The organism is Mumia sp. zg.B17 (assembly GCF_019550915.1).
Taxonomy (GTDB): Bacteria; Actinomycetota; Actinomycetes; order Propionibacteriales; family Nocardioidaceae; genus Mumia.
Map to the genome: position 1 here is coordinate 19491 of NZ_JAHWCI010000001.1, position 26920 is coordinate 46410.

General features: G+C 71.4%; 28 protein-coding genes. 16 read left to right on the forward strand and 12 right to left on the reverse strand.

The window, feature by feature from the left end; genetic code table 11:
- Nucleotides 1-2: 2 nt before the first annotated feature.
- Nucleotides 3-518, reverse strand: a complete 516-nt coding sequence (locus tag KV097_RS00100) for a hypothetical protein (RefSeq protein WP_220342389.1) — start codon at nucleotides 516-518, stop codon at nucleotides 3-5.
- 92 nt (nucleotides 519-610) lie between these two features.
- On the opposite strand from KV097_RS00100, the gene hisC reads away from it, so the two are divergent.
- Nucleotides 611-1696, forward strand: coding sequence for a histidinol-phosphate transaminase (hisC, locus tag KV097_RS00105; RefSeq protein ID WP_220342388.1), 1086 nt, complete (start codon nucleotides 611-613; stop codon nucleotides 1694-1696).
- 25 nt (nucleotides 1697-1721) lie between these two features.
- Here hisC and KV097_RS00110 read toward each other — a convergent pair whose 3' ends face one another.
- The gene (locus KV097_RS00110; RefSeq protein WP_220342387.1) at nucleotides 1722-3041 is read right to left on the reverse strand and encodes an ATP-dependent 6-phosphofructokinase; all 1320 of its coding nucleotides are present in this window, start codon (nucleotides 3039-3041) and stop codon (nucleotides 1722-1724) included.
- 192 nt (nucleotides 3042-3233) lie between these two features.
- Here KV097_RS00110 and KV097_RS00115 point away from each other — a divergent pair, with 192 nt between their 5' ends.
- Entirely contained in the window at nucleotides 3234-3854 is a 621-nt protein-coding gene (locus tag KV097_RS00115) for a LysE family translocator (RefSeq protein WP_220342386.1), read from the forward strand.
- An 83-nt stretch (nucleotides 3855-3937) separates the two neighbouring features.
- Nucleotides 3938-4285 (forward strand): hypothetical protein, encoded by a 348-nt coding sequence (locus tag KV097_RS00120; protein WP_220364755.1) that lies wholly within the window; start codon nucleotides 3938-3940, stop codon nucleotides 4283-4285.
- Nucleotides 4286-4339: 54 nt separating this feature from the next.
- Here KV097_RS00120 and ligD read toward each other — a convergent pair whose 3' ends face one another.
- On the reverse strand, nucleotides 4340-5329 hold the full coding sequence (gene ligD, locus KV097_RS00125) for a non-homologous end-joining DNA ligase (RefSeq protein ID WP_220364756.1): 990 nt from the start codon (nucleotides 5327-5329) through the stop codon (nucleotides 4340-4342).
- 121 nt (nucleotides 5330-5450) lie between these two features.
- Here ligD and KV097_RS00130 point away from each other — a divergent pair, with 121 nt between their 5' ends.
- The 7 genes from KV097_RS00130 to KV097_RS00160 all read left to right on the forward strand — a co-directional run bounded on the left by KV097_RS00130 (nucleotide 5451) and on the right by KV097_RS00160 (nucleotide 13774).
- On the forward strand, nucleotides 5451-6377 hold the full coding sequence (locus KV097_RS00130; protein ID WP_220364757.1) for a hypothetical protein: 927 nt from the start codon (nucleotides 5451-5453) through the stop codon (nucleotides 6375-6377).
- A 209-nt stretch (nucleotides 6378-6586) separates the two neighbouring features.
- Entirely contained in the window at nucleotides 6587-7696 is a 1110-nt protein-coding gene (gene pdhA, locus KV097_RS00135; RefSeq protein ID WP_220364758.1) for a pyruvate dehydrogenase (acetyl-transferring) E1 component subunit alpha, read from the forward strand.
- 8 nt (nucleotides 7697-7704) lie between these two features.
- On the forward strand, nucleotides 7705-8673 hold the full coding sequence (locus tag KV097_RS00140) for an alpha-ketoacid dehydrogenase subunit beta (RefSeq protein WP_220364893.1): 969 nt from the start codon (nucleotides 7705-7707) through the stop codon (nucleotides 8671-8673).
- Nucleotides 8674-8678: 5 nt separating this feature from the next.
- Nucleotides 8679-10067, forward strand: coding sequence for a dihydrolipoamide acetyltransferase family protein (locus KV097_RS00145; RefSeq protein ID WP_220364759.1), 1389 nt, complete (start codon nucleotides 8679-8681; stop codon nucleotides 10065-10067).
- Between the two features lie 125 nt (nucleotides 10068-10192).
- Nucleotides 10193-11707 (forward strand): hypothetical protein, encoded by a 1515-nt coding sequence (locus KV097_RS00150; RefSeq protein WP_220345530.1) that lies wholly within the window; start codon nucleotides 10193-10195, stop codon nucleotides 11705-11707.
- A gap of 55 nt (nucleotides 11708-11762) precedes the next feature.
- Nucleotides 11763-12449 (forward strand): GntR family transcriptional regulator, encoded by a 687-nt coding sequence (locus tag KV097_RS00155; RefSeq protein WP_220364760.1) that lies wholly within the window; start codon nucleotides 11763-11765, stop codon nucleotides 12447-12449.
- A complete protein-coding gene (locus tag KV097_RS00160; protein ID WP_308289278.1) occupies nucleotides 12446-13774 on the forward strand; it encodes an MFS transporter in 1329 nt (442 codons plus the stop codon). The genes KV097_RS00155 and KV097_RS00160 overlap by 4 nt, the downstream gene beginning before the upstream one ends.
- A 3-nt stretch (nucleotides 13775-13777) precedes the next feature.
- Here the strand turns inward: KV097_RS00160 and KV097_RS00165 are convergent, their stop codons facing one another.
- Genes KV097_RS00165 through KV097_RS00180 form a run of 4 tightly spaced genes read right to left on the reverse strand, consistent with a single transcriptional unit; the run spans nucleotide 13778 to nucleotide 16622 of the window.
- Nucleotides 13778-14260: a GNAT family N-acetyltransferase gene (locus KV097_RS00165; RefSeq protein ID WP_220342378.1), complete on the reverse strand. Its 483-nt coding sequence runs from the start codon at nucleotides 14258-14260 to the stop codon at nucleotides 13778-13780.
- A gap of 50 nt (nucleotides 14261-14310) precedes the next feature.
- On the reverse strand, nucleotides 14311-15267 hold the full coding sequence (locus KV097_RS00170) for an oxidoreductase (RefSeq protein ID WP_220364761.1): 957 nt from the start codon (nucleotides 15265-15267) through the stop codon (nucleotides 14311-14313).
- A complete protein-coding gene (locus tag KV097_RS00175) occupies nucleotides 15264-16067 on the reverse strand; it encodes a maleylpyruvate isomerase family mycothiol-dependent enzyme (protein WP_220364762.1) in 804 nt (267 codons plus the stop codon). The genes KV097_RS00170 and KV097_RS00175 overlap by 4 nt, the downstream gene beginning before the upstream one ends.
- Before the next feature lie 51 nt (nucleotides 16068-16118).
- Nucleotides 16119-16622: a VOC family protein gene (locus KV097_RS00180; protein WP_220342375.1), complete on the reverse strand. Its 504-nt coding sequence runs from the start codon at nucleotides 16620-16622 to the stop codon at nucleotides 16119-16121.
- A gap of 89 nt (nucleotides 16623-16711) precedes the next feature.
- On the opposite strand from KV097_RS00180, the gene KV097_RS00185 reads away from it, so the two are divergent.
- Complete coding sequence (locus tag KV097_RS00185) at nucleotides 16712-18481, forward strand: thioredoxin-like domain-containing protein (protein WP_220345526.1); 1770 nt, start codon at nucleotides 16712-16714, stop codon at nucleotides 18479-18481.
- Nucleotides 18482-18496: 15 nt separating this feature from the next.
- On the opposite strand, the gene KV097_RS00190 is transcribed toward KV097_RS00185, so the two are convergent.
- Genes KV097_RS00190 through KV097_RS00200 form a run of 3 tightly spaced genes read right to left on the reverse strand, consistent with a single transcriptional unit; the run spans nucleotide 18497 to nucleotide 20825 of the window.
- A complete protein-coding gene (locus KV097_RS00190) occupies nucleotides 18497-19081 on the reverse strand; it encodes a hypothetical protein (protein WP_220345525.1) in 585 nt (194 codons plus the stop codon).
- Nucleotides 19082-19119: 38 nt separating this feature from the next.
- Nucleotides 19120-19923, reverse strand: a complete 804-nt coding sequence (locus KV097_RS00195) for an MBL fold metallo-hydrolase (protein WP_255558994.1) — start codon at nucleotides 19921-19923, stop codon at nucleotides 19120-19122.
- Nucleotides 19920-20825, reverse strand: coding sequence for a LysR family transcriptional regulator (locus tag KV097_RS00200; protein WP_220364763.1), 906 nt, complete (start codon nucleotides 20823-20825; stop codon nucleotides 19920-19922). Before KV097_RS00200 ends, KV097_RS00195 begins: the two co-directional genes overlap by 4 nt.
- A gap of 81 nt (nucleotides 20826-20906) precedes the next feature.
- Between KV097_RS00200 and KV097_RS00205 the strand changes: the two genes are divergently transcribed.
- The 4 genes from KV097_RS00205 to KV097_RS00220 are packed head-to-tail and all read left to right on the forward strand — an operon-like array spanning nucleotide 20907 to nucleotide 24077.
- Complete coding sequence (locus KV097_RS00205; protein ID WP_220364764.1) at nucleotides 20907-21617, forward strand: aspartate/glutamate racemase family protein; 711 nt, start codon at nucleotides 20907-20909, stop codon at nucleotides 21615-21617.
- 50 nt (nucleotides 21618-21667) lie between these two features.
- A complete protein-coding gene (locus tag KV097_RS00210; RefSeq protein WP_220345522.1) occupies nucleotides 21668-22522 on the forward strand; it encodes an isocitrate lyase/phosphoenolpyruvate mutase family protein in 855 nt (284 codons plus the stop codon).
- Nucleotides 22519-23121, forward strand: coding sequence for a sigma-70 family RNA polymerase sigma factor (locus KV097_RS00215; protein ID WP_308289279.1), 603 nt, complete (start codon nucleotides 22519-22521; stop codon nucleotides 23119-23121). The genes KV097_RS00210 and KV097_RS00215 overlap by 4 nt, the downstream gene beginning before the upstream one ends.
- A complete protein-coding gene (locus tag KV097_RS00220; protein ID WP_220364766.1) occupies nucleotides 23118-24077 on the forward strand; it encodes a hypothetical protein in 960 nt (319 codons plus the stop codon). The genes KV097_RS00215 and KV097_RS00220 overlap by 4 nt, the downstream gene beginning before the upstream one ends.
- Nucleotides 24078-24160: 83 nt before the next feature.
- Here KV097_RS00220 and KV097_RS00225 read toward each other — a convergent pair whose 3' ends face one another.
- Nucleotides 24161-26032 carry an acyl-CoA dehydrogenase gene (locus KV097_RS00225; protein ID WP_220342367.1) on the reverse strand — a complete coding sequence of 624 codons (1872 nt, stop codon included), beginning with the start codon at nucleotides 26030-26032 and terminating at the stop codon, nucleotides 24161-24163.
- Nucleotides 26033-26174: 142 nt separating this feature from the next.
- On the opposite strand from KV097_RS00225, the gene KV097_RS00230 reads away from it, so the two are divergent.
- Complete coding sequence (locus KV097_RS00230; RefSeq protein ID WP_220342366.1) at nucleotides 26175-26633, forward strand: Rrf2 family transcriptional regulator; 459 nt, start codon at nucleotides 26175-26177, stop codon at nucleotides 26631-26633.
- A gap of 31 nt (nucleotides 26634-26664) precedes the next feature.
- Here KV097_RS00230 and KV097_RS00235 read toward each other — a convergent pair whose 3' ends face one another.
- On the reverse strand, nucleotides 26665-26886 hold the full coding sequence (locus tag KV097_RS00235; RefSeq protein WP_220364767.1) for a hypothetical protein: 222 nt from the start codon (nucleotides 26884-26886) through the stop codon (nucleotides 26665-26667).
- Between the last annotated feature and the right edge of the window lie 34 nt (nucleotides 26887-26920).

A 26920-nucleotide genomic window follows, 5' to 3' on the forward strand; every position in this document is an offset into this window, starting at 1 on the left:
TGCTAGGCGGGCGCCGCCGGGGAGGTCCAGACGGTCCCTCGTCGGGAGTCGGTGGTGGACGTCAGGGCGCCGGTCTCCGTCTCGTGCGTCGTGACTCCCGCCTTCCGCGCGGCCTTCGCGACCCGGTCGCGGAAGTCGAGCCACGCCGAGCCGTCCGGAGCGCCGTCCCGGTCGGGCGCGGTGAGGGCCGCGAGCGCGATCTCTCCCGACGCGGTGCGTATCCACCCCGCGGAGGCGGCGTGCTCCTCGAAGCCGGTGAGGAGCGCCCACCGTCGCGGGCCGACGGGCTTGCTCATCGTCGCGGTCACGACCCGGTCGACGATCGCGTCCGCGGTGTCCGGGTCGGTCTCGAGCACGAGCCCGGTGGCCAGCCACTCGCGATGGGTCGCGGAGCGGCGCTCGCGGTCGCGCTGCCCGGCCCGACCGCGGTCGCGCAGGAGGCCGTGACGGCGCCACCGCTCGAGGGCGACGATCACGACGAAGAGCGCCACGCCGGCGAGGAGGGTCGAGACGGGCACGGAGACACCTTCCTCGGGACGGAGCTGGCTGGCCGCAGCACGGTAGCACCGGGGGCCTGCCGCGACCCGGCTCGGCTGGCTAGGGTGCGGCCATGGGAGAACCCCGCATCAGACAAGCCCTCGACGGAGTGCCGGACTACCGTCCCGGCCGCCCGCCGACCACGACCGACGACCGTGTGCCGTACAAGCTGTCGAGCAACGAGAACCCGTACCCTCCGCTGCCGAGCGTCCTGGACGCGATCGACGACGCCGCCCGCCGGGTGAACCGTTATCCCGACATGGGTGCGGTGGGGCTGTACGCCGCGCTGGCACAGCACCACGCTGTCCCGACCACCGACCTTGCGGCGGCGACGGGATCCGTGGCCGTGCTCTACCACCTGCTGCAGGCGACGTGCGAGGCCGGCGACGAGGTGGTCTATGCGTGGCGGTCGTTCGAGGCCTACCCGATCGCGGTTCGGCTCGTCGGCGCCACCCCTGTCGAGGTGCCGCTCACGGCGGCCGCCGAGCACGACCTGGAGGCGATGCTCGCGGCGATCACGCCGCGCACGCGGGTCGTGATCGTGTGCACTCCGAACAACCCCACCGGGCCCGCCGTGGAGCCCGACGCTCTCGCGGCGTTCGTGGACGCGGTCCCCGACAACGTGCTGGTCGTCGTCGACGAGGCGTACGCCGAGTTCGTCCGGCGCGCGGGGGACTCCTCCGGCCCCGAGGCGCTCGAGCACTATCGCGCCCGGGACAACGTGGTCGTCCTGCGGACCTTCTCCAAGGCGTACGGGCTGGCGGGTCTGCGGGTCGGCTATGCGGTGGCGCCCGCCCGGATCGCCTCCGCGGTGCGCAAGGTGGCGCTCCCGTTCGGCGTCTCCGACGTGGCTCAGGCGGCCGCGGTCGCCTCCTTGGCGGCAGAGAAGGAGCTGTTCGAACGCGTCGACGCCATCGTTGCCGAGCGCGACCGGACGGTCGACGCGGCGCGGGCGGCCGGGTGGCCTGTGCCAGACACCCAGGCGAACTTCTTCTGGCTGCCGACCGGCGCGAGGACGCTCGAGGTCGCGGAGGCCTTCGGGCGCGACGGGCTTGCCGTGCGTCCGTTCGCCGGCGACGGCATGCGGATCACGATCGGGGAGCCCGGCGCGAACGACCGCGTGCTCGACGTGCTGCGCCGGCAGTCGGCCGGCAGCTAGACCTGCGTCCGTCCGGTCCGGCCCCTCAGCTCATGTCGAGGGGCTGGGCCGTCGACTCCAGGACGCTGAGCCACAGGTCGCCGTCGGGGGCCACCGAGTGCCGTCGCTCGATCACCAGGGGGATCGGGACGTGCACGAAGCGGTGGCGGCGGCGTCCGACGACCATGTCGGTGCGCCCGGACATCGCCGCGTGCACGGCGATCTGGGCGAGCCGCGCGCAGTAGACGGAGTCGGCGGCGTCGGCGGGGACCGCCCGGATGCCGTAGCCGGGATCGAGGTACTTCAGGGTCAACGGCTCGCCTCGGTCGTGGAAGTCCTTCTCGATGGCGGCGCGGACGACGGCCGCGATGTCGCCGAGGCGCCTGTTGCCGGACGCGTCCGACTTCCCGGTGGCGGGCATGAGCTCCTGGCCGGCGCCCTCCGCGAGCACGACGACGGCGCTGCCGTGGGCGCGGACCCGGCGGGCGAGGGTGCGCAGCAGCCCGTTCTCGCCGTCGAGGGCGAACGGCACCTCGGGGATGAGGACGAAGTCGGCGTCGTGGTTGGCGAGCGCGGCGTAGCACGCGATGAACCCTGCGTGGCGTCCCATCACCTTGACGAGTCCGACACCGTTGTAGGCCGACTCGGCCTCGACGTGGGCGGCGGTGATCGCCTTCGACGCCTCGGAGAAGGCGGTGGCGAACCCGAAGCTCTGGCCGATGTGGGGGATGTCGTTGTCGATGGTCTTCGGGATCCCGACCACGCCGATGGCGAGGCCCCGGCGCCCGATCTCCTCGACGATCTTGTGGGCGCCGTGCATCGAGCCGTCGCCGCCGATCACGATCAGCGCGTCGATCTCGAGCTCGACGAGGCGGTCGACGATGACGGAGGGGTCCTGGGCGCCACGGGAGGTCCCGAGGACGGTGCCGCCGCGCTTGTTGATGGACCCGACCAGCCCGGGGGTGAGAGAGACGGGTTCGAAGCCCAGCTGAGGGACGAGTCCGGCGTAGCCGTTTTGGAAGCCGGTGACCTGCGTGACGCCGTAGTGGGTGTAGAGCTCGAGCGTCACGGCGCGGATCACGTCGTTGAGACCGGGGCACAGCCCGCCGCAGGTGACGACCCCGACGTGCGTCGTGGCGGGATCGTGGAAGATCCGGGCGCGGGGGCCTCCCGGTTCGAAGGAGGGCGACCGCTCGACCGGCTCCGCGCGCCGCTCGAGGAGGTCGATCGTGTCGTCGTAGAGGACGCGGTCACCCTCGGAGACGTAGTACTCGTTGGTCTGGCGGTCGGCGACGTAGGACGCGAGGGGGGAGTCGTACCGGCAGGGCCCGAGTGAGGAGACCTGGAGGTCGGCGAGGGTGATCACGTGTCGAGGGTAGGCAACGGCGACGCCGAGGCGGCGGTCCGGGTGCCGGCGCTCGGGTATTCACGCTGGCAAGTGACCTGCGTCATATCGCGAATAATTGCCTACTGACCGGGGGCTTAGATTGTGCATCCTGTTAGGCTGTAAGCCGATCAGCCAGTCACTCTGCCAATGATGTTGGTTCTCAGGAAAAAAATGGATCCCTCCCTTCTCGTGGCCTTTGCCGGGCTGTGCCTTCTCTTGGCGCTGACCCCTGGGCCCGACACCTTCCTTGTCCTCCGCTTCAGCCTGGGCGGGACCCGCGCGGGCCTTGCTGCCGCCGCCGGCTCGTCCACCGGGTCGTTGCTCTGGGCGCTCGCGGTCGCCGCCGGTCTCGCGACGCTCCTGGAGCAGTCGGCCGAGGCGTTCCGTGCCGTGAAGATCGCCGGCGGGCTCTACCTGCTCTGGCTCGGCCTGCGGGCGCTGCTGCGGCGAGGGAAGGGACTCGGTGAGATCGAGGGTGCGTACGGCGTGCGCGCCGGCGCGGCGATGCGCGCCGGTCTGCTCTCCAACGTGCTCAACCCCAAGGTCGGGCTCTTCTTCATCGCTGTCGTCCCGCAGTTCCTCCCCGGCCACGACGCGACGCTCGGAGCGACCCTGCTCCTGGGGGTCATCTTCGCCGCGATCGGACTGGTCTACTTCGCCCTCATCGCCGTCGTCGCGGGGCGTGCCGTCGACTGGTTGCGTCGTCCGCGGGTGGAGCAGGCCATCGACCGCGGGACGGCCGGGATCATCGCCACTCTGGGTGTCTCGACCCTCGTGTCCGCCACGCGCTGACCGTGTGAACGAGTCGGTCCCCTGTCACCAGGCGGCAGCTCACGAGCGAAGACAAGACCTTCCGGCCTGGCACGATGCTCGCCATGACAGAACCACAGCGCAAAGACGTCGGCGCGCAGTGGCGCTGGTGGGCCGGCAAGCTCGTCATGGCACCCGTCTTGGCTGCCGCCGCCGCAGGCTTGTACGTCGTCGGCGAAGACACTGCGACCGGGCTGTGCCTCCTCCTCGCCGCCGTCACCGTCGTCAACGCCATCACCAACAAGGTCACCTTCCAAGCCGGGGTCGCGCGCGGGCATGCGGCGACCCTCTACGCGCTCTCGCGAGACCCCGCCCTCGAGGACGACACCCTCACCACGACGATGGCAGGCATCCAGCCCTGGACCACCGACGACGACATCCGGGACACCGTGGACCGCGTCACGCGCCCATGAGGGCCTCCGGCGGTGCTCGCAGCGGGTTGCTCGGCCAGGCGCTGACCGTCGCAGTCACGGGCCGATCGGGTGCGGCTCCTCGCGGACGACCTCTCGCGGGTCCTTGTCGTCGCGCAGCCCCTGGTAGCGCGGGTGGCGGAGCCGGCCCGCTCCCGTCCACTCGCTGAAGCCGATCTGCACGACGAGGCGGGGCTCCACCCAGTGCGTCTGCGCCGCCGCCGTCCGACTGGTCCTGCGGATCTCGTCGGCGGAGTCGGCGAACGGGTTGGTGGAGCGGGACAGCGGTGCGAGCAGGGAGCCCAGGTGGGCCAACGTCTTCTCGTCGAACCCCGTCCCGACCTTGCCGGCGTAGCGGAGGTCGTCGCCCTCGTAGTAGCCCAGCAGCAGCGCGCCGAGGCCGCTGCGGGCGCCCTGCGGGTCGGTCCATCCGCCGACCACGAGCTCCTGCCCGCGCACCACCTTGAGCTTCAGCCAGTCGGGTGAGCGTCGTCCCGCCTGGTACGTCGAAGCGGCCCGCTTGGCCATCACCCCTTCCCACCCGACGCTCTCCGCGTGGTGGAACATCGCCGTCCCGGCGCCCGCCTGGTGCTCGCTGAAGCGGAGCGTCGGGGAGAACGTGTACGCGTCACGGAGCGCGTCCTTGCGGGTGGTGAGCGGCAGGCGCTGGAGGTCGTGCCCGTCGTAGCGGGGGAGGTCGAAGACGACGTAGGCGAGCGTGACATGGGCCGAGGCGATCGCTCGCGCGTCGGTGACGTGCATCCGCTTCTGCAGGTCCTCGAAGCTGGTCTGGTCTCCTCGCATCGCGCACAGCTCGCCGTCGAGCACCCAGTCCGAGGCGGAGTCGAAGGGCCGAAGAGCCTCGATGATCTCGGGATAGCTGACGCTGACGTCGATCCGGTTGCGCGTCCACAGGCGCACCTCGCCATCCTCGCGGATCGCCATCAGGCGCTCGCCGTCCAGCTTCCGCTCGAACACCCACGCCGGGTCGTCGAAGCGTCGCGACGTGAGCGTGGCGAGCATCGGGGCGATCCAGATCGGTGGCACGGTCCGACCGTACGCCGGAGCGGGTTCCCACCCCGGCGCCTGTGCCTCTTGACGGTGGGCGCGAGGGGGGCCACGGTGGGCACCACCCGCTGGAACGTCGTTCCACACCCTTGGAGGATTCGTGCCCCTGAAGCGTGCCGCCCACCTCGCCCTGACCGCCGCCCTGACCGGGGGAATCCTGTCGGTCGTCCCGACGACCTCCGCCGCCGCTGCCCCCCCGCCCGCCGTCGCCCACTACTCGAGCGAGATCGTCAACGACGGCACCGACGTCTACTACCCCGCCGGTGCACAGGGCGAGCTCCCCGTCGCCCTGCTAATGCAGGGTGCGCAGGTCCACCGCATGCACTACGCGGCCTACGCGCGCGCCGTCGCCGCGTACGGCTTCGTGGTCGTCGTCCCCAACCACAAGCGTCTCGTCTTCTTCGACAGCGACTACTACCCGTCGCAGAAGATGCCGGCGCAGGCGATCGACTGGATGGCTGCGGAGAACGCCACGGCGTCGTCGCCGCTCGCCGGACGGATCGACACCGACACTCTCGTCCTGCTCGGGCACTCCTTCGGCGGCGCTGCTGCCCTCGGGGTCGCCGAGGAGTCCTGCGGGATCCCGTTCTGCACCACTCTCGGCTACTCCCTCCCCGACGAGGTGAAGGCTGCCTCGCTGTTCGGCACCAACAACAAGTCCCCGCTGCTCGGCTCGTCGGCGAGCATGGACAACCAGATCCCCGTGCAGCTCGTCCAGGGGACGGTCGACGGCGTGGCGCTGCCCGCCGACGCGGAGACCTCGTACACCAAGCTCGAGAACGGCCCGAAGCAGATCGTCCGGGTGGCCGGTGCCAACCACTACGGCATCACCGACACGCAGAACCCGGCAGGTGCCGACCCCGACGCGAGCGTGCAGCCGATCAGCCAGGCGGCGAGCATCGCGACGTCGGCACGCTGGGCCGCGACGTTCCTCAAGGCGCAGCTCGGCGACGGTGCGGCCGCCGACTACGTGTACTCCACCGGCGACGCCGCCGATCCGGGCGTGACGGTGACCAGCACACGGTGACCCGCGCACGATGACCGGCGTCCGCCCCGCAGGGCCTGGAGGACGTGGAGGCACCCCCCGGGCCCTGCGGGCCGGTGCTAGCCTGGCTCCACGTGTGAGCCCGCTCACACCCCGTCGACAGCCTGCCCGGCTACCGTCCGGTTGGCGTTCGACGACTCACATCCGCCGGCCGCGGAGACCCCGAGGTCGCCGAACGCGAGGAGTGCCTCATGGCCGATCCTGTCGACCCTCCGCTCGTCCAGCTGCTCAGCCCTGAGGGCGAGCGCGTCGAGCACCCCGACTACCACTTCGACGGTGACGACGACACCATCGCGAGTCTCTACCGCGACCTCGTCCTCACCCGCCGGATCGACACCGAGGCCACCGCGCTCCAGCGTCACGGGGAGCTCGGCATCTGGGCCTCGCTCCTCGGGCAGGAAGCCGCACAGATCGGGTCCGGTCGAGCCCTCGCCCCGCAGGACTACGCGTTCCCGACCTACCGCGAGCACGGCGTCGCCTGGTGCCGCGAGGTCGACCCGATCGCGCTGCTGCGACTCTTCCGCGGCACCGACCAGGGCACCTGGGATCCCGACGAGCACAACTTCGGCCTCTACACGATCGTGATCGGCGCTCAGACGCTGCACGCCACGGGCTACGCGATGGGCATCCAGCGTGACGGTGCGGTCGGCACCGGCGAGCCCGGCCGCGACGCCGCCGTCGTCGCCTACTTCGGCGACGGCGCGACGAGCCAGGGCGACGTCAACGAGGCCTTCATCTACGCCGCGGTGATGAACGCGCCCGTCGTGTTCTTCTGCCAGAACAACCAGTGGGCCATCTCCGAACCCACGAGCCGGCAGACCCGCGTGCCGCTCTACCAGCGTGCGGCCGGTTTCGGCTTCCCCGGCGTCCGCGTCGACGGCAACGACGTCCTCGCCGTGCACGCGGTCACCCAGGAAGCCCTTCAGCGCGCTCGCGAGGGCAGCGGACCGACCTTGATCGAGGCGTTCACCTACCGGATGGGTGCGCACACGACGACCGACGACCCGACGCGCTACCGCCTCTCGGACGAGGTCGAGCGGTGGAGGCTGCGCGACCCGCTCGAGCGGGTCCGCGCCTACCTGCGTCGTGTCAATGCGGTCGACGACCAGTTCTTCAGCGACATCGAGGAGGAGGCCGACGCCCTCGGCGAACGCCTGCGCGCCGACGTACGCGCGCTGCCCGACCCCGACCCCGTAGACCTGTTCGCCAACGTGTTCGTCGAGCAGACCGCCGAGATCGCGGCCGAGCAGGAGGAGTTCCGCTCCTGGACGGAGACGTTCGAGACGGAGGTGGCCCGGTGAGCACGACGATGACGATGGCCAAGGCGCTGAACGCCGGCCTGCGGCACGCGATGGACGACGACGCCAAGGTCATCCTCATGGGCGAGGACATCGGCCGCCTCGGTGGCGTCTTCCGCATCACGGACGGCCTGCAGAAGGACTTCGGCGAGGACCGGGTGATGGACACGCCGCTCGCAGAGGCCGGCATCCTCGGGACGGCCGTGGGCCTCGCGCTGCGTGGATACCGACCGGTGGTGGAGATCCAGTTCGACGGTTTCGTCTATCCGGCCTACGACCAGATCGTCAGCCAGGTCGCCAAGTACCGCTACCGCTCCGGCGGGCGGGTGGTGATGCCGCTGGTGATCCGGATCCCGTTCGGCGGCGGCATCGGCGCGGTGGAGCACCACTCCGAGAGTCCCGAGGCGCAGTTCGCGCACACGCCGGGCCTCAAGGTGGTGGCGTGCTCCAACCCGCGTGACGCCTACTGGATGATCCAGCAGGCCGTCGCCGCGCCGGACCCGGTGGTGTTCCTCGAGCCCAAGCGGCTCTACCACTCGACGAAGGCCGAGATCGACCTCGACGTGGCGCCGCCCCCGCTGTTCTCCTCGCAGGTCGTCAGGTCCGGCACGTCGGCGACCGTCCTCGCGTACGGGCCGTCGGTCGCGGTCGCCATGGGTGCCGCCGAGGCCGGCATCGCCGACGGTCTCGACCTCGAGGTCATCGACCTGCGGACGCTGTCGCCGCTCGACATGGCGCCGGTCCACGCGTCGGTCCGCAAGACCGGGCGCGCCGTCGTCGTGCACGAGGCGCACCGCAACCTGGGCATGGGCGCGGAGCTGGCGGCGCGGATCGCCGAGGAGTGCTTCTACTCGCTCGAGGCCCCGGTGCTGAGGGTCGGCGGGTTCGACACGCCGTACCCGCCGAGCCGCGTCGAGGAGACGTGGCTGCCAGACCTGGACCAGGTCCTGGACGCCGTCGACCGCAGCCTGGCGTGGTGAGGGCGGTGGCGACGAACGAGTACAAGCTGCCCGATCCCGGCGAGGGGCTGACCGAGGCCGAGATCGTCTCGTGGCACGTCGCGGTCGGAGACACGCTCAAGGTCAACGACATCGTCTGCGAGATCGAGACCGCCAAGTCCATCGTCGAGCTGCCCACCCCGTACGCGGGGACGGTCGCCGCTCTCCTGGTCGCCGAGGGTGACACCGTCGCCGTCGGCACCCCGATCATCGCGGTCTCCGACGGCGCCGACGAGCCTGTTGCGCCGCCCTCGGGGACGGCGGAGCCGCCTCCGGTCGAGGAGCGGGCGGAGACGGGGGCCGAGCTGCCACCGGAGGCGGAGGCTGCGCCGGTCGCGACCCTCGTCGGGTACGGCCCGCGCGAGCGTCACTCCGTACGCCGGCGCCGCCGCGGCACCGTCTCCTCGCCGGCACCGGCACCGGCAGCCGCACCGGCTCCCGCGGCTGCACCGGCTCCGGCAGCGGCGCCGCCCGCCGCGGTCCGGACCCTCGCGAAGCCCCCTGTCCGCAAGCTGGCCAAGGACCTCGGCGTCGACCTCCGCCAGGTGCCGCCCGGCGACGGCGGAGTGGTACGCCGTCCGGACGTGGAGGCCTACGCGCGCCAGATCTCGACGCCGACCGCACCTGGGTCAGCCGCCCCGACCGTCGTCGCCGCGGCGACCGCATCCGGCGGTGGCGACCGGGAGACCCGCATCCCCATGAAGGGGGTGCGCAAGGCCACCGCGGAGGCGATGGTCGCCTCGGCGTTCACGGCACCCCACGTCACCGAATGGCTGACGGTCGACGTCACACGCTCGATGGAGCTGCTGGAGCGCATGCGCTCCGATCGCGCGCTGTCGGAGGTCAAGCTGTCGCCGCTCCTGCTCGTGGTCCGCGCGGTGTGCCTCGCGCTGCGACGCACGCCAGAGATGAACGCGTCGTTCGACAGCGAGCGGCAGGAGGTCGTGCTCAAGCACGACGTCAACCTCGGTATCGCCGCGGCCACTCCGCGCGGTCTGCTCGTCCCGGTCGTGCGTGACGCCGACCGCCGCTCGATGCCCGACCTCGCCGCCGAGATCGGAGACGTCGTCCGGACGGCACGCGACGGCAAGACACAACCGTCGGACCTTGCAGGAGGGACGTTCAGCATCACCAACGTCGGCGTCTTCGGGGTCGACGCCGGCACGCCCATCCTGGTGCCCGGTCAGACGGGGATCCTTGCCGTCGGGGCGATCAACCGCCGCCCCTGGGTGGTCGACGACGACATCGTGGCGCGGTGGGTGACGACCCTCGCGGTGTCGTTCGACCACCGGGTCGTCGACGGTGAACAGGGCTCGCGATTCCTCGCCGACGTCGGTCGGCTGCTGGAGGATCCCGCGAGCGCACTCGCCCTCTGAGAGTGACCCGCGGCGTCTGAGCCGTGGCGCATCGGTTCCGGAGCCGATGCGCTGCGGCATGTCGGAAATGCGCCAAATTCTCAGAACCCGTCCACTCAGACCCTCCGGGTCGTTACGTTCGCGTGATGACCGCTGCCGGGGGAAGGGGTGATCCGGTGACAGGCGAGTCGCGGGAGATCAGCGCCTACGAACGCGTGGGATGGCTCCTGCGCCAATGGCGGCTGATGTCGGCAGACACTGATCTGCGCAAGCTCCAGCCGTACGCCGAGGAGCTCGCGCGGCACGGCCACCGGGCCGACGCCTCGCGGGTCAGCAGGTGGGAGTCGGGACGCCTGCGGGTCCCCGAAGCCGTCCTGCGGTCGTACGAGGAGATCCTCGGTCTGCCGCGAGCCGGCCTCGCAGCGACCTGCGAGGGACTGGCGCGGTCGTGGGGTGCGCGGCCTCCCGCCCGCAGCGTCGACGTCTCCGGTGCCCGGCTCGACGAGGCCTTCGCCACCGTCCAGGGGCCGGTCGTCGAGGGTGTCGACTGGTTCGAGTGGGCGGGGTGCGTCGCCGCGTCGGACCCGTTCGACGACCCCTACCTGAGCGCCCTCGACCCCCTCCTCTGTCGACTGGTCAGCGAGGCGTCGCGTGCCAACGGCCTGGCACTCGTGACCCGCTACGAGGCGCTCCGCCGCCTGATCGAGGCGCCGCTGCACCAGCCGCGCGTCATGCGCGCGGTGGGTGCCCAGGTGATCGAGCCGCGCGCCCAGGCCACTCTCGTCCCCGTCCTCCTCATCGCCGACGTCCGCGCGGAGAAGGCGGTCAACACCCTCATCTCGCTGCTCACGCAGCCGTCGGCCCAGCTCCAGCTCGGTGCCACCTGGGGATTGCACCGCAAGCTCGTCCGTCACGAGGTCACGCCGTCCTCGATGGCGGCTCTGGAGGCGCAGCTGGCCCACATGCTCTTCGACGGGGCCAGCGAGACCTCGTTGCACAGGATCGTGCCGCTGCTGGAGGTGCTTCCCGTCCAGACCGCCGACCGGCTCCGACGCCTCCGGCCGCAGCTCTTCCCGTCGCGTCCGCGCGCGCTCTCCAACTCGGCGACCAGTCGCGCCACGATGCTCGCGACCGCGGTCCGGGGTGCGACGGCGCGGATCGAGTCGTTCACCGGGCGGGAGGTCGACCCCGTCGGTCGCACGATCGTCGAGGACGCCTACAGCGCGACGAGCCACGACGTGCGCCACCAGTCCGCCCTGGTGCTGTCGCGCAGCCCGTACGCCGCCGCGCTGGGGGAGGTGCTGATCGAGCAGACCCAGCCCAACCGGTGCTTCGAGGGAGCGCCGGGTGTGCTGCCGTACGTCGTCGGCAAGGCCGAGCGGGACGCCTTGATCAACCGTCTGAGCCTGAGCGGCGCCGACGTCCGCCAGACTCTCATCGCCCTCGCCCACGTGCCGGGAGGTCCCGTGCCCAGCGTCGCCGACCTGCTCGGCCATGCCGACCTGAGCGTCGCGCACGCGGCGTTGTACACGGCCGGGATGCAGCGCGACCCGATCCTCGAACGGGTCAGCAAGGACCGCCGGCGCTCGTCGGCGATGCGCCACGGTGCCCAGTGGTGGCTGGACCACGGCGGACGGGTCGACGACGTCCGGGTGAGGTGACGCCGTAGGGCTCCGGTCGGAGCCTGTCGCAGGCGCGTGCCATCATGTATGCAACATGTGTGCAAGCCGCCTCCCTGACGCTGCCCCCACCGTTCCTGCTCGTCCCTCCGCGACGGAGCGGGCGTACGCGACCCTGAAGCGAGAGATCCTCGTCGGCGACCTTCCCGGTGGGGAGGAGCTCGGAGAGGTCGCGCTCGCGGAGCGTCTTGGATGCTCGCGGACGCCGGTGCGTGAGGCGCTGCTGCGCCTGCAGACGGAGGGACTCGTACGCATCTATCCCAAGCGCGGTGCGATCGTCCTGACGGTGACCAGTGCCGAGGCGGAGTCGGTCTGGGAGGCGCGCGCTCTCGTCGAGCAGTGGGCCGCCCCGCGTGCGTTCGCCGCAGGGGGCCGGATCCGTGCCGAGCTCGACGCGCTCGTCGACTCCGCCGAGGAGCACCGTGTGCAGCGCGACCTGGCCGCCTTCACCGAGGCCGACCGCCGCTTCCACGAGGTCGTCGTCGCTGCGGCCGGCAACCCGCACGTCTGCCGCTTCTACCGCAGCCTCCGTGAGCGGCAGATGATGGTCAACGCCACCGCGATGGGTCTGTCTCCTGAGCGCATGGAGGCCGCCGTACGCGACCACCGCGAGCTCGCGCGCCTGATCGCCGGCGACGATCTCGACGCATTCCTGACCGCGACCGACGCCCACCTCTCAGCGAGCCGCCACGCGGTCCTGGGTCTTGGCGGAGCGTCGGCGTGATCGCCCGGGTCTCGCGCCGGCTCGGCCTGCGCCGCAACGCCTACGTGGTGTGGCTCGTCGCCCTCTCGGTCTACGTGCTCGCGGTGTTCCACCGATCGTCGCTCGCGGTCGCCGGGCTCGAGGCCACCGAACGGTTCGACATCGGCGCGGCCCAGCTCTCGACGTTCACCGTCCTCCAGCTGGTCGTCTACGCGGGGATGCAGATCCCGGTCGGCCTCGCGCTGGACCGGTTCGGACCTCGTGCGGTGATCCTCACCGGTGTCCTCACCCTGAGCGCCGCGCAGGTCGTGTTCGCCCTCGCCACGTCCTACCCCGTGGCCCTGGTCGCGCGCATCGCCGTCGGCGCCGGTGACGCGATGGTGTTCGTCTGCGTGCTGCGGCTCGTCGCCTACTGGTTCGCGCCCCGCACGGTGCCGCTCATGACGCAGCTGACCGGGATCAGCGGCCAGCTCGGGATGATCCTGGCCGCGGTGCCGATGACGTGGGCGCTCCACCGGCTGGGCTGGACCTGGGCCTATCTCACGACCGCCGTGGCCGGGCTCGTTCTCGCCGCCGCGCTCCTCCTCGTCGTGCACGACCGTCCTGGCGTCCGGCGGCACCTCGGTGCGCCGCTCCAGATCCGAGGGCTGGCAAGCCGCATCCGTGACGCGTGGAGCGACGACGGGACTCGGCTCGGGTTCTGGACGCACTTCTCGACCCAGTTCAGCGCCACGGTCCTCGGCATCCTCTGGGGCTACCCGTTCTTCGTCCGCGGCGAGCACACCACTCCGGCGTTCGCGGCGTTCCTGCTGACCCTGCTCACCCTCGCCACGATGGCGAGCGGACCGTTCCTCGCGTGGCTCACCGCCCACCGGCCGTACCACCGGTCGTCGACCACCCTCACCATCGTGGCCGCGATCGCGAGCTCGTGGGCCGCCGTGCTGCTCTGGCCGGGTGACGCGCCGCCGTGGCTGCTGGTCACGATGGTCGTGGTGACGGCCGTCGGGGGGCCTGCATCGATGGTCGGCTTCGACTTCGTGCGCACCTTCGGCAGTGCCGAGCGCGCCGGCCTGGCGACAGCCCTGGTCAACACCGGTGGCTTCATCGCGTCGCTGTGCACGATCCTCGCGATCGGGGTGGTGCTCGACCTGCTCACACCCGCGGGCTCCGACGTCTACGCCTCCAGCGCCTTCCGAGGCGCGATGGCGGTCCAGGTCGTCCCGTGGCTCCTCGGTGCAGCGATGATCGTGCGCCACCGCCGCAGGATCCGGCGCAAGCTCGCCGAGACCGCGCCCGACGTCCTGGCGGCGATGAGGCGCGGCGAGTCCGTCAGCGTCGGTGCCTGAGGCTCAACCGACCTGCTTCGTCATCATCGCGGCCTTCTTGCCGTCGGCCTGGTCGAGCCGCCCCACCTCGGCGTAGCCGCGCGAGCCGTGGAAGGCCAGGGACGCATCGTTGCGCGGCTCCACGTAGACCTCCAGAGCCATCAGCTCACGCGCACGCGCACGCTCCTCGAGCACGTTGTAGAGCATCGTCGCGATGCCACGCCGTCGGAAGCCGGGCGCGACGACAGCCCGGTCGACGTAGGAGAAGTCGTCCAGCTCGTCACAGAACCAGCGGTAGTTGATGCTGTCGTAGGCGGTGCCTGGCGGCAGCGTGAGGGCGAAGCCTCCCAGCGCCCCGTCGGCGTCCTGCGCCACCACGGCCTGCTCGGCGTACCCGAGGATCTCCTCGAGCCGCTCCATGGTCAGGGGCCCGACGCCTTCGAGCGCGCCCTGGTTGAGGGCGAGCACGGCGTCGAGATCGGGGTCGTCGATCCGGCGTACCAGCATGGCGGGAGCCTAACCTGTGCTGAGCCCAGGCGGGAGTTCTTCGCTGGCGCTCAGCCGATGGTGAACCTCACCCCGGCCGCGGTCTCCGAGGCATCCCAGAGCTCGGCGGCGAGCTCGGGATCACGGGCCAGCGCCGTCATCCCGACCGGCTTCGGCCGGCCACGGAGCTGGCGGAAGCCTGACGGCCCGACGTACGCGCCGCCCTCGAGCGTCGGGTCCGTCGCCGCGCGCTCGATCGGCCACGCCCCTGCGGAGGCGGACTGAGCGACCGCTCGGCTGACCTGGTGGACGACGGCCCCCTGGAGGCTGCGGCCGCCGAGCTGGAGGCCCGACCGGGAGAGCTGCGTCAGCGCATAGCCCGGGTGTGCCCCGAGGCTCGTGACGTCGATCCCGGCGGCGCGGACCCGTCGGTCCAGCTCGCGCATGAAGAGAAGATTCGCGAGCTTCGACTGCGCGTACGCCCCCCAGCGGTCGTAGCGGGCGAGCGCCGCACCCGGTTCCAGCGACCTCAGGTCGAGTTTGCGGGCGAACGAGTGCATCAGCGACGAGACCGACACGACCCGCGCACGGCTCGTCGTCAGGGTCGGCCAGAGGTGCGCGGTGAGCGCGAAGTGGCCGAGGTGGTTGGTCGCCATCTGCAGCTCGAACCCCTGCGCGGAGGTGCGGAAGGGCGCCGCCATGATGCCGGCGTTGTTGATCAGCACGTCGATCCGCCCGGCGCGCTCGGCGATCTCGGTGGCAGCCGCGGCGACCGAGTCCAGGTCGGCGAGGTCCAGCCGGACGGCGAGCGCCTGCGCGTCACGCACCCCGTGCCGCAGCGCTGACAGTGCGTCCTCCACCGTGGCGAGATCGCGCCCGGCGGCGACGATCTTCGCGCCGTGGTGCGCGAGCTGAAAGGCCACCTCGGTGCCCAGGCCTCCGGTGACCCCGGTGAGGACGACCGTGGTGCCGTGGAGGTCACCGATGTCGTCAGTGGTCCAGGAACCCGCCGCGGGCGCCGGCCTCACGGCGTGACCGCGATCTCGGCGAGGAGGTCACCTACCAGGCTGGAGTCGCCGGTCCAGGTGACCGAGAGGGGATGGAGCGCCTCGCGCCCCGAGACGAGCATCAGGAACGTCTCGGCGGCCATGCTGACCCGCGCCGTCGGCTGCGGGGACGTGCCGTCGTGGAGCCGTCCCCGTCCGCCGTCGCCGACCTCGACCCAGACCGAGCGCCTCACGCCGCCGGTGAGCTCGACGTCCAGCTCGGTGCCTGGCTCGGCCTTCAGCCGCTTGGCGAGGACATAGGGCAACGCGGTCAGGAAGCTTCCGACCACGAGGGCGCCGGCGCGGCCGTCGTACCCGCCCGGGGCGCCGACGGCGCCGCGCAGGTCCTGCTCGTGCACGAACATGTCGACCATCCGGTTGCGCAGCAGCGTCTCGTTGCTCCAGCCGATGCCTCCGGGCGTGACCCCCGCGGCGGCCGACGGGTCGTCGGGGAGAGACGCGAGGGCCTTCTTGCGGACCTCGACGGCCTCGCGGAGCTCGTCGACCACCTCGCGGGGCGTGGCGTCGTCGCGCTCACGCACCCCGGCCTCGGTGTACGCCGACGTGAACTCGCCGCCGTCGACACGTCCCTGCGCGGGGCCACCGCGGCCGGTGCCCGCGAGCTCCGACTCCAGCGCAGCGAGGTGAGCGACCACGTCACGGACGCGCCAACCCGGGCAGCCGGTCGGCAGCTCCCACGCGTCGTCCACCACGGCGTCGAGGAGCGCCAGGGTCCGGTCGGCGGACTCGGCCCAGGCGTCGACGTACAGCGAGAGATCCATGCGCGAAAGCCTAGGGGAGCCGGGACGGTGCTGGACCCGACCTTCGAGAAATCACCCGCGTCTCGAGCGACGCGACCGCATCTCGGCGTCGAACGTCTCCATCGCCGTCGTCATCTGCTGCTGGTACGCGGGCTCAGCGAGGCGTGCCGCCATCTCGTCCGGTGTGACGTCCTCGACGTGCGACGCGAGCCACCAGACGTTGCCGAAGGGGTCGCGGATGCGGCCCCCTCGGTTGCCGAAGGCGTCGTCGGCCAGTGGAGTCACCTCCTGAGCTCCGGCATTCAGCGCCGAGACGAACGTCGCGTCCACGTCCTCGACGTAGAGGCTGAGCAGGGCGATGCAGTCTGGCCACTCCGGTGCTGCGTCGAACGCCATGACGACACGGTCGCCGATGAGCACCTCGGCGTGCCCGAGCCGTCCGTCGGGGAGCGCGAACCGCCCGCGTTCGACCGCCCCGAAGGCGGCCACCATGAAGTCGACGAACTCTGAAGCACCTCGCACGGAGACGTAGGGGGTCAGCGTGCCGTAGTCGGGAGGAATGGGTGATGTCGTCATGACCCGACGTTAAGGTCGATTGCGGACATTTCCTGTCCTGATTCTGGCGGGCCCCTCCGCGCTGGGGTCGCCGTGCCTACTCTCGGAGCGTGAACGAGAAGCGTCGCGTCCGTGTCAGGGCGCCCGAGCTGGTGGGTCGCGGCTGGCTGAACACGGGGGGCGCGGACCTCGGGCTCGCCGACCTGCGCGGACGGTTCGTCGTCCTCGATTTTTGGACCTCAGGCTGCATCAACTGCCTGCACGTCCTGGACGAGATGCGCCCGCTGGAGGAGAAGTACGCCGACGCGCTGGTGGTCGTGAGCGTGCACTCGCCCAAGTTCGCCCACGAGGCGACCGCCGACGCGCTCGCCGCGGCGGTCCAGCGCAACGGCGTCACCCACCCGGTCCTCGACGACCCCGACCTGACGACGTGGCAGGCGTACGCCGTGCGCGCCTGGCCGACCCTGGTCGTGGTCGACCCGGAGGGCTACGTCGTCGCCCAGTACGCCGGGGAGGGCCACGTGCACGCCATCGACGCGCTGCTCGCGACGCTCGTCCCCGAGTACGAGGAGCGAGGCTCGCTCACGCGAGGCCGGTCGCCGTACGTCGCTCCCGATCCCGAGCCGGGCGACCTCCGCTTTCCCGCGACCGCGATCCGGCTCCCGTCCGGCAACGTCCTCGTCGCGGACGCCGGCAGCGGGAGCGTCGTCGAGCTCGCGGCGGACGCCGCGACCGTCGTCGGCCGCCACGAGGGGTTCCGCGAGCCGAACGGACTCGTGCTCCTCCCCGAGGGCGTACGGGACACCGTCGCGTACGACGTGGTCGTCGCCGACACGGTGGCGCACCAGCTCGTCGGACTCCGGCTCGACGACGGTGCGGCGGAGCCGCTCGCGGGTGACGGTCGGCAGTGGATGCAGGGCGACGGGACCACGTCGCTGTCGTCACCGTGGGACGTGGCCTGGTGGCGCGGCCGGGTCTGGGTCGCGATGGCCGGGATCCATCAGCTCTGGACCTTCGACCCGGCCACCGGAACCGTCGAGGTGGTCGCCGGCACCACCAACGAAGGACTGGTCGACGGGCCGCTGATCGACGCGTGGTTCGCCCAGCCGTCGCGCCTCGCCCCCGACGGGGAGGTGCTGTGGCTGGCCGACCCGGAGGCGAGCGCGCTTCGCCGCATCGTCGAGCGCGACGGTGAGCTCGTCGTGGAGACGGTCGTGGGGCAAGGCCTCTTCGACTTCGGGTTCGTCGACGGCCCGGCCGACGAGGCGCTCCTCCAGCACCCGCTCGGTCTTGCGGTCCTCCCCGACGGCTCGGTGGCGATCGCGGACACCTACAACGGCGCCGTGCGCCGCTACGACCCGGCGACCGACGAGGTGAGCACCCTGGCCACCGGCCTCGCCGAGCCGTCCGGCCTGCTCGTGGACGGTGACACCGTGCTCGTCGTCGAGTCGACGGGGCACCGGCTCACCCGAGTGGCGGTCGGGTCCTCCGCGGCCGCCAGCGGCGCCAGCCACACGACCGGCCGCCCGACCACCGACGTCCGCGGCGGCGAGGTCGAGCTGGTGGTCGCGTTCACGCCGCCACCGGGGCAGCACCTCGACGAGCGGTACGGCCCCGCGACGCGGCTGGTCGTCACGTCGACGCCGCCGGCACTCCTCCGCGAGGGCGAGGGCCGGGAGACCGGACTCGACCGTCGGTTGGTCCTCGATCCCGCGGTCGGTGACGGAGTCCTCCACGTGGCCGCCATGGCGGCGTCCTGCGACGACGACGGCGGAGTCGGCGCCGCCTGCTACATCCATCAGCAGGACTGGGGGGTCCCGGTCCGGGTCACACCAGACGGCGAGGCTCGGATCGTGCTCCCGCTCGGCGGTACGGCCTAGCGGACCGGTCGCGGCTCAGGGCCGCAGCGTCCGCCTCCGCGCGAGCCACACCAGGAGCGCCGCGAGCGTCCCGACGACGACGCCGCCGACGCCGAACGCGAGCGCACCGAGGGACAGCGCGACGACGCCGAGCACCTGCGGCTGCTTGCCCGTGCCCCACGTGGCCGTCGCCAGCCGTGGGTCGGTCGCGTCGCACGACAGCGTGGCCTCCGTGCCGACCCAGCCGGTCGTCGAGTCTCGTGCCGACAGCGCCACGAGGTGCCACCCACCGACCGCCGCGGACTGGTTGCGCAGCGCGGGAACCTCGATGACGGGCCCGCCTTGGGGGATCAGGTCGCACGCGACACCGAGGTCGGCACCCGTGGCTTCCGCGGGGACGTCGGCTCGCACCCACACCGCGAGCCGGTTCTTGGTCACGGTGACGGAGCTGTCGTCGGGCAGCGCCGTCACGGCTGCGTCGCGGGCGACGCCCACGGCGCCGAGACCGAGGACGAGTGCGCCGGCGACCCCGACGAGGGCGATCACCGCGCCGACGGCGTACCAGCCTCGAGAGAGCCGCCGCGGGCGTCGTGGCTCGCGCGAGGTGACTGGCTGGACCATGGCGCGAGCGTATCGGTGCCCTCTCCGGGCCGGAGGCGCTAGGGCGTCAGCGGGATCCAGGTGCCGTGGTCGGCGATGCGCACGACGGCAGCGAGGCCGGCGTCGTCGAACGCGGAGACGATGGCGTCGCGACCCTCGGTGAAGTGCGCCCACCCGTCGTAGTGGACGGGGATGGTGACCGGGTCGGACAGGATCGCAGCTGCCGCAGCCGTGCGGACGCTGTCGAGACTGACCGGGCGCCCCCGGAACTTTCCCGGGACGCGGGCCGCGCCGGCGTGGAGGACCGCCGCGTCGATGCCGGGGACGCGCCGGGCGATCTCGGCGACGGTCCGGACCGACGCGTTGTCACCGCTGACGTAGACGGTCGGCAGACCGGCTCCGGCGAGGACGAATCCGACGACCTGGCAGTTGACGTTGCCCTCCGCGTCCCGCTCGCCGTCCTCGGGGCCGTGCACGGCCGGTACGGCGGTGACAGTCAGCTCACCGTCGTAGGGCCGGGGGAACCTCCGTGTCTCCCAGGCGGCGAGGCCTTGCGCTGGAGAGCCGAGGCGTTCTGCGCCACCGGTCGTGGTGAGCAGCAGCGGAGCCGCCATCGCAAAGGCACGGCCACGGTCGTCGAGGTTGTCGGCGTGGTCGTCGTGGCTCACCAACACCATGTCGACGTCGGCCAGCTGGCCCTCGGTCACGACCGGGCCCGAGGTCTTCGTGAGGTAGCCGTGCGGTCCCGGGTCGTCGAAGGTGGGGTCGCTGACGATGCGCAACCCGCCCAGGTCCATCACCAGCGTCGGGCCTCCGACCACCAGCACCTCGCCGTCATGACGGGGCAGGAGGGACGGCATCATGACCCGGCCGCGCTCGCCCCGAGCAGCCCTCGGGCGCAGACCTGCAGGCGCTCCATCAACGCGCGGATGACGGGGACGGCCTCCGCGCCTCTGCGGTGGACCATCCCGACGTGCCGCTCGCCGAACAGTGTGGACCGCCGTACCTCGACATCGGGGTGTCGGAACGCCGAGAGGGCGAGCTGCGGCAGGACGGTCACTCCGAACCCGTGCGCCACCAGGTTCTGGACCGCGACGTAGTCGTCGCTCTCGTGGAGCAGTCGCGGTTCGAAGCCTGCGCCGTGACAGCAGGCCACGAGGTGCTGACGGCATCGAGCGCAGCCGGCGACCCAGTCCTGCTCGGCGAGCCACGGGGTGTCGAGCTCGGTGGGCGCGGTCCCGGGCGGGATCACGAGGTGGATCGGCTCCACTCCGAGCGGCGCCCAGCTGAGCGAGCCGTCGTCGTCCGGCGGGCCGTCGTAGCCGAAGACCAGGGCTACGTCGGTCTCGCCGGCAAGCACCGACGCCCACGCCTCGGGCGGCTCGGTCTCGACCAGGGAGACCCCCACACCGGGGTGGTCGGCGCGCAGCGAGCGTACGGCCGGTGGCACGAGGGTCGCGACACCCGAGGGGAAGGACGCGAGGCGTACGACCCCGCTGTGCCTCTGCGCCAGCGCACCGAGCTCCTCGCCGGCGAGGTGCAGGGCCCCGTGCATGACGTCGGCGTGCCCCAGCAGGGAGGCGCCGGCCTCGGTGAGCTGTGTCCCCCGCGCGGTCCGCAGCAGGAGCGGGCCGCCGGCCTCGCGCTCCAGCTGTCTCAGCTGCTGGCTGACGGCCGACTGCGTGGTGCCGAGCTCGCGGGCCGCGGCACTGAGCGAGCCCGTACGAGCGACGACACGGAACATGAGCACACGTCGTGGGTCCATCTCGACCCATTAGAGGCGCTAAGAGATGCCCTCGGCAAGTGTGGGCTTCCGGGGACGTCAGGGTCGGAACAGCATGGAGGCATGGAGACCTTAGGACTGATCGGCGGCATGAGCTGGCACTCGACCGCGACCTACTACCGGATCATCAACGAGATCGTGGCCGCCGCGAGAGGCGGTCACGCCTCCGCGCGGATCACGCTCGAGTCGCTCGACTTCGAGGAGATCCGCCAGTGCCAGATCCGCGGTGACTGGGCTTCGGCCGCGGCTCTGCTGACCGAGGCAGGGCAGCGCTGCGTCCGCAGCGGAGCGACCACGGTGGCGATCTGCACGAACCTGATGCACAAGGTCGCCCCCGAGGTCGAAGCCGGCATCGACGTCCCGCTCGCTCACATCGCGGACGCCGTCGCGGCGGAGGCGGCCCGCAACGGGTGGCGGACGCTCGGCATCCTGGGCACCCGGTGGGTGATGGAGGAGGACTTCTACGCCGGGCGGCTGGCTCGGCACGGGATCGACTCTGTCATCCCCGACGAGGCTGACCGCGAGATGTCCGACACCATCATCTTCGACGAGCTGACCAAGGGGATCGTGCAGGTCGCCTCCCGGTCGGCGTACATCGACACCATCCAGCGGTTGGCTGACCAGGGTGCGGATGCGGTCGTGCTCGCCTGCACCGAGATCGGTCTGCTGATCCAGCCCCACGACGTCCCAGTTCCCCTCGTCGACAGTGTCGAGGTGCACGCACGGGAGCTCGGCCGCCTGGCCTTGGGGACGGTGGCCGCGACTCGCTGGTGACGTCCGATATCCGCCAGCCCGGAGTGCTGTGATCCCGGTGTACTAGGGCGATGAACGCGACGAGCAACGACAAGGCCGCCCGCTTCCGCTCACTCCATGAAGGGACGCGGCCGCTGGCCCTGACCAACGTCTGGGACGTGGCGAGCGCGGTCGTCGCCGAGGAGGCCGGTGCGCCGGCGGTCGCGACGACCAGCGCGGGAGTCGCCTGGGCCTTGGGGAGGCCGGACGGCGACCAGCTGGACCGTGCAAGGGGTACGGCCGTCGTGTCCGCGATCGCTGCCGCGGTCGACGTGCCCGTCACCGTCGACGTCGAGGGCGGCTACGCGGCGTCGGCCGACGGCGTCGGCGAGACCGTGGCTGTGATCCTGGACGCGGGGGCCGTGGGCATCAACATCGAGGACGGCGACCGCGGTCCGGAGGAGCTCGTCGCGAGGATCGTCGCGGCGAGACGCGCTGCCGACGCCGCCGGCGTGCCGATGTTCATCAACGCTCGTACGGACGTCTTCCTCGCAGCGGTCGGCTCCCCCGACGAGCAGCTCGCCGAGGCGCTCGCGCGCGCCGACCGCTACATCGAGGCCGGTGCGGACGGCATCTTCGTCCCCGGTGCCTCCACCGCTGAGTGCATCGGTGCCCTCACGGCCGCGCTCCCCGTCCCCGTCAACGTCATGGTCGGACCCGGAGCACTCAGCATCGACGACCTCGGCCGTCTCGGGGTGGCACGGGTGAGTCTGGGGTCGAGCGTGGCGCAGGCCGCCTACGCCGTGGTCCAGCGCGCGGTCGAGGAGATGGCGTCGAGCGGCACCTACGGCGCGACCGCGGGCGCGGTCGACTACGGATGGCTCAACGATCTGATCGCGGGGCGTCGAGGGAACCCGATCGTCGGTGGTGGACTCTCCAGGGTGTGAGCAGCCAGGTGGAGGACCGCATCGACCCGCACGCCGATCACGAGGTGTGGGCGCAGCTGCGGTCGGGGAGCGAGCACGCCTTCGCCGAGCTGTTCACCCGGTACGGCGATGCGGTCTACAACTTCGCGTTCCGCCGGGTGGCGTGCTGGGCGACCGCCGAGGACGTCGCGCAGGCCACGTTCGTCGCCCTGTGGCGGCGGGCCGCTGACGGACGGGTCGACGAGCTCAGGGGCGAGTCCGCTCGCGGCGTCCTGCTCGCGATGGCGTCGCAGGAGTGCGCCAACGCCTTGCGTGGGCGTCGGCGGCTGGCGGCGCTGAGGCGCAAGGTGCCGTTGAACGAGATCGACCACGACCACGCCGACGGGGTAGCGGCCGACGTCGACAGCGAACGACGGATGCGTGAGATCCGCGCCGTCGTGGGTCGACTGCCCGCCGGCCAGCGGGTCGTCGTGGAGCTGGTGTGGTGGTCGGGCTGCTCGATGCAGGAGGCCGCCGAGGCGCTCGGGCTGCCTGTCGGCACGGTGAAGTCCCGGCTCGCTCGCGCCCGTGCGCGCCTCGGCGAGCAGTCAGTCATCCTGCAACGTGAGGAGCGGTCATGAGGATCGAGCTTCCGACCGAGCGAGTGCTCACCGACAAGGACGAGCGCGCCGCGCAGATCGTCGCGACGGCATCCCGGGGCCGCCGCCCGATCACACGTGGCTGGGCGGGCCCGGCCGTGGCGTCCGTGGCGGCGGCGGCGGTCATCGGCCTGAGCCTGGCCTTCGCCGGCGACGACCCTGCGACCTCGCCGCCCGCCGTCCCGGAGTCCGAGGTCGCGGCGTCGCCGACGGCGCGACCGGAGCCCGCCCAGCCTGATGTCGAGCTGTGGCTGCGTGACCTCCCGCGCGAGGAGGCAGCCGCTCTCGCCACCGACTGCGCGAAGGGGATGGGGAGCAGACGCTCGGTGTTCGAGCCGGAGGAGGTGCTGTCCGCCCACGTTCAACGTGGAATGACCGGCCTCGGCCGGACGGCGGTCGTCGTCGCCGAGGACTCCGCGACGGGGCAGCGCATCGGGTGCGAGATCCCGCTGCGCTACCGGGGCACCACCGTCGGGATGGATTCCGCGCTGATGCGTGGGCCGGGGAGCAAGTCGACCAGGAACGCCAACGACACGACGCATCCTGCGGTCCCGGTCGACGGTCCGGGCGGCTACGCCCTCGGGTACGCCGGGGACACCTACCAGGTCGACGAGCGGGTGGCGTCCATGCGCCGGCGCTTCGTCGTCGACGGGCAGGCCGGTCCGTGGCACGTGGCTCGGGCTGTCGACGGCTACGTCTTCCTCCAGGCGCGGATTGCGAAGCGTGATCTCGTCGGGGTGCGCGCGTTGACCCTCGAGACGCAGGTGCTCGACGACGACGGCAACCTGCTGGACGCGCCGGGAGACCAGGAGAACGGTGGCGGGATCAGCAAGAGCCCGGGCACCACTCGTACGGACGACCGCAGCTCGGATCTGTGCGAGCTGGTCCGACCCAAGGACGTGATCAGCTCGCGCACCTGCTCAGGTCCGTCGTCCTGAGACGAGGACCCGACAGAAGGACCCGACGTCCCGCCGTCTCCGGCGGACAGTCGGGTCCTTCTGTCGAGATGTGCGTCAGGTCGTCAGAACGCAGCCTCGTCGAGCTCCATCACGTCGAGGTCGATCGCCTCGGCGATGGCCTTTTCGGCGGCGAGCTTCGGGAGGACCTGGCGCGCGAAGAACTGCGCCGCGGCGATCTTGCCCTCGTAGAAGTGCTTGTCCGCTGGCGAGACGGCGCCCTCGAGCTTCGCGAGGGCGACTTCGGCGCCGCGCAGCAGCAGCCACGCGCAGACCACGTCACCGAGCGCCATGAGCAGGCGGGTGCTGTTGAGCCCCACCTTGTAGACGTTCTTCGGATCGCCACCGTCGGCCGGGTTGGCCGACATCATCTGACCGAAGACCGCACCGAGGATGCCCTGGGCGTCCTCGAGACCCTTGGCGAGGAGCTCGCGCTCAACCTTGAGGCGGCCGTTGCCCGCCTCCGAGCCGATGAACGACTGGATCTCCTGCGCCATGTGGGCGATCGCCTGGCCCTGGTCCTTGACGATCTTGCGGAAGAAGAGGTCCTGCCCCTGGATCGCGGTGGTGCCCTCGTACAGGGTGTCGATCTTGGCGTCACGGACGTACTGCTCGACCGGGTAGTCCTGAAGGAAGCCCGAGCCGCCGAAGGTCTGGAGCGACTCCGTCCCGAGCAGGACCCACGAGCGCTCGGAGCCGTAGCCCTTGACGATCGGCAGCAGCAGGTCGTTGACGCGCTCGGCGAGCGTGTCCTCCTCGCCGGCCGCCTCGGACATCATCACGCGGTCCTGCCAGGTCGCGGTGTAGATGACCAGCGAGCGCAGCGCCTCGGAGTACGACTTCTGAGTCATCAGCGAGCGACGCACGTCCGGGTGGTGGGTGATCGTCACCCGCGGCGCGTCCTTGGCCGGGTCGAGCATGTCGGCACCCTGGATGCGCTCCTTGGCGTACTCGAGGGCGTTGAGGTAGCCGGTCGAGAGCGTCGCGATGGCCTTGGTGCCGACCAGCATGCGGGCGTTCTCGATGACCTGGAACATCTGGGCGATGCCGTTGTGCACCTCACCGAGCAGCCAGCCCTTGGCCGGAGCGCCGTTGCCGACCGACGGATCGCCGAAGGTGACCTCGCAGGTCGTCGAGACCTTGATGCCCATCTTCTTCTCGACGTTGGTGACGTAGGCGCCGTTGCGGGTGCCGTCGAGCTCACCGGTGTCGAGGTCGAAGCCGTACTTGGGGACGATGAAGAGCGACAGCCCCTTGGTGCCGGGGCCGCCGACGCCCTCGATGCCGACCGGGCGCGCGAGCACCAGGTGGATGATGTTCTCGCTCATGTCGTGCTCGGCGGAGGTGATGAAGCGCTTGACACCCTCGATGTTCCAGGTGCCGTCCTCCTGGAGGTACGCCTTCGTGCGGCCGGCGCCGACGTCGGATCCGGCGTCGGGCTCGGTGAGGACCATCGTGGCGCCCCACTTGCGGTCGACCATGTGCTGCGCGATCTTCTTGTCACGGTCGGTGCCGTTGCGGTGCAGGATGGAGCCGAAGTTCGGGCCGGCCGAGTACATCCAGACCGGGGGGTTGGCACCGAGCACCAGCTCCGCGGTGGACCACACGAGCGACGCGGGAGCAGGCTGACCGCCGAGCTCGACCGGGAGCTGGAGGCGGTACCACTCCGAGTCCATCCACGTCTTGTAGCTCTTGGCGAAGCCGGCCGGCATCGTGACGGTGCAGGCCTCGGGATCGTAGACCGGGGGGTTGCGGTCGGCCTCGGCGAAGGACACGGCGAGGTCCTCGCGCGCCATCCGGTCGATCTCGCTCAAGATGCTCTTGGCGGTGTCGACGTCGAGGTCCTCGAACAGGCCCTTCCCCAAGACTTCGTCGCGGCCGAAGACCTCGAAGAGGTTGAACTCGATGTCGCGAAGGTTGCTCTTGTAGTGGCTCACGGCGACAGGTCCTTAGTCTTTCGTGCTGCCTCGCACGCAGCGGATTACTCGCGAGTAATAACAAGTGTCCTACTCGCGGGTAACCGATGCAACCCCGGGGCGCCGAACCGGGGTACGTCGAGGGATCTGGGAGACTTCAGCCATGCGGGTCTCCACCAAGTCCGACTACGCCCTCCGGGGCCTGATCGAGATCACCAGCCGCGACGATGCCTCCCCGGTCTCTGCCGAGGAGATCGGGCGCAAGCAGGAGATCCCCCACGGCTTCCTCCAGGCGATCCTCGCCGACCTCCGCCGTTCGGGGATCGTCGTCAGCCAGCGCGGCCAGTCCGGTGGCTGGCGCCTTGCCCGGGCCGCCACCGAGATCACCGTCGCCGACGTCATCCGTGCGGTCGACGGCCCTCTCGTGAGCGTGTACGGACTACGGCCCGAGTCCGTGGCCTACACCGGGTCGGCAGAGGTGCTGCAGCACGTGTGGATCGCGGCCCGGGCGAGTCTCCGTGAGGTCTTCGAGTCGGTGACGATCCAGCACCTCGCCGACGGGGTCCTCCCGGACGCGGTGGAGGCGATGACCACGGACGAAGACGCGTGGCAGCCGCACTGAGTCGTTGAGACGACGGGCCGAGCGGGCCCGCTCACGGCTCGAGGCGCGCGGGCTCCTCGATCAGCCCGGGGACCGGGACGCGGCGGCGCTCGCGCGCCATCACCGCGCGCGTCACGAGGAGGGACGAGGTGATGAGTCCCATCGCGAGAAGGGCCACCTCCATCGGGATCGCCCGGAAGCCGAGCGCCGAGAGCGCCGCGATCCACACCGCGACGACAGCGGCGTTGGCCGCGAGGATTCGCAGGACGAGCAAGGGGGACCTCCTCAGGGAGAAGTCCCGCCGAGTC

Excerpts from the sequence above, each read along its gene's own strand:
- hisC (WP_220342388.1), top strand. The coding sequence starts at position 611 with ATGGGAGAACCCCGCATCAGACAAGCCCTCGACGGAGTGCCGGACTAC.
- KV097_RS00115 (WP_220342386.1), top strand. The coding sequence starts at position 3,234 with ATGGATCCCTCCCTTCTCGTGGCCTTTGCCGGGCTGTGCCTTCTCTTG.
- KV097_RS00120 (WP_220364755.1), top strand. The coding sequence starts at position 3,938 with ATGACAGAACCACAGCGCAAAGACGTCGGCGCGCAGTGGCGCTGGTGG.
- pdhA (WP_220364758.1), top strand. The coding sequence starts at position 6,587 with ATGGCCGATCCTGTCGACCCTCCGCTCGTCCAGCTGCTCAGCCCTGAG.
- KV097_RS00140 (WP_220364893.1), top strand. The coding sequence starts at position 7,705 with ATGACGATGGCCAAGGCGCTGAACGCCGGCCTGCGGCACGCGATGGAC.
- KV097_RS00150 (WP_220345530.1), top strand. The coding sequence starts at position 10,193 with ATGACCGCTGCCGGGGGAAGGGGTGATCCGGTGACAGGCGAGTCGCGG.
- KV097_RS00155 (WP_220364760.1), top strand. The coding sequence starts at position 11,763 with ATGTGTGCAAGCCGCCTCCCTGACGCTGCCCCCACCGTTCCTGCTCGT.
- KV097_RS00165 (WP_220342378.1), bottom strand. The coding sequence starts at position 14,260 with ATGCTGGTACGCCGGATCGACGACCCCGATCTCGACGCCGTGCTCGCC.
- KV097_RS00175 (WP_220364762.1), bottom strand. The coding sequence starts at position 16,067 with ATGGATCTCTCGCTGTACGTCGACGCCTGGGCCGAGTCCGCCGACCGG.
- KV097_RS00180 (WP_220342375.1), bottom strand. The coding sequence starts at position 16,622 with ATGACGACATCACCCATTCCTCCCGACTACGGCACGCTGACCCCCTAC.
- KV097_RS00190 (WP_220345525.1), bottom strand. The coding sequence starts at position 19,081 with ATGGTCCAGCCAGTCACCTCGCGCGAGCCACGACGCCCGCGGCGGCTC.
- KV097_RS00195 (WP_255558994.1), bottom strand. The coding sequence starts at position 19,923 with ATGATGCCGTCCCTCCTGCCCCGTCATGACGGCGAGGTGCTGGTGGTC.
- KV097_RS00200 (WP_220364763.1), bottom strand. The coding sequence starts at position 20,825 with ATGGACCCACGACGTGTGCTCATGTTCCGTGTCGTCGCTCGTACGGGC.
- KV097_RS00205 (WP_220364764.1), top strand. The coding sequence starts at position 20,907 with ATGGAGACCTTAGGACTGATCGGCGGCATGAGCTGGCACTCGACCGCG.
- KV097_RS00210 (WP_220345522.1), top strand. The coding sequence starts at position 21,668 with ATGAACGCGACGAGCAACGACAAGGCCGCCCGCTTCCGCTCACTCCAT.
- KV097_RS00220 (WP_220364766.1), top strand. The coding sequence starts at position 23,118 with ATGAGGATCGAGCTTCCGACCGAGCGAGTGCTCACCGACAAGGACGAG.
- KV097_RS00230 (WP_220342366.1), top strand. The coding sequence starts at position 26,175 with ATGCGGGTCTCCACCAAGTCCGACTACGCCCTCCGGGGCCTGATCGAG.